This window comes from Microbacterium sp. 18062 (assembly GCF_902706225.1).
Classification (GTDB): Bacteria; Actinomycetota; Actinomycetes; order Actinomycetales; family Microbacteriaceae; genus Microbacterium.
In genome coordinates this window covers 1-600 of the sequence record NZ_CACSKB010000166.1, presented here as the reverse complement: position 1 = coordinate 600, position 600 = coordinate 1, and the positions used below count along the sequence as shown (strand labels likewise).

Below are 600 nucleotides of genomic sequence, written 5' to 3'. Positions count from 1 at the left end.
GGTGTGCGCTACACGCGACGAGGCGCTGAATCAATTTGCATCGTTACTGGTGAAAAAACAACTCGATATCGGACAGGTCGAGGAATTCTTGGCCGCAACAACGTGGACTGCGCGGTTCGACGAATTGGTGAGTAACTTAAAGCAGTATAAAAATATGGGTGATTTTTATGGTCTATAGGGTGTGTTTTGTCTATCCGTGGGCAACTCAAGGCGGTGTTGAGCGTATTTTTCTCAATCGCCTGATTGCGTTTCAAAAGAATGCATCACACTTTCAGGCTGATTTGCTATTCTTATACGACTCGGGTGGAGCGGCACCACTGCGTTCTGCCCTGAAAAAACAAGGTATTGACGCGCGAAAGGTCTTGGTCGCTCAGGATTTTCCAGAGGACGCTGCTTATGACCTGGTTCTCTGCGTAGATTGTCCACAGGCCTTTGCTATGTGTGAGAGGCGCGGGTTCAGGTACGTCGCAGAGTGCCATACCTCCTATGTTGAAAATCGTGAATATCTTCGCCAACTGCCAGCGGCATGTGAGCGAGTCATTGTTCCTTCATTGTTATTCGGTGAGCGGTTGAAAGCAGAGTTGCCAGAGAGTACTAGGA

Annotated in this window: 1 protein-coding gene; it reads left to right on the top strand. The window is 48.7% G+C overall.

Annotated features, from left to right (window positions below):
* Positions 1–158: 158 nt before the first annotated feature.
* Positions 159–600: hypothetical protein (locus tag GVL03_RS19175; protein ID WP_200847267.1), on the top strand; the 442-nt coding region annotated here is incomplete at its 3' end.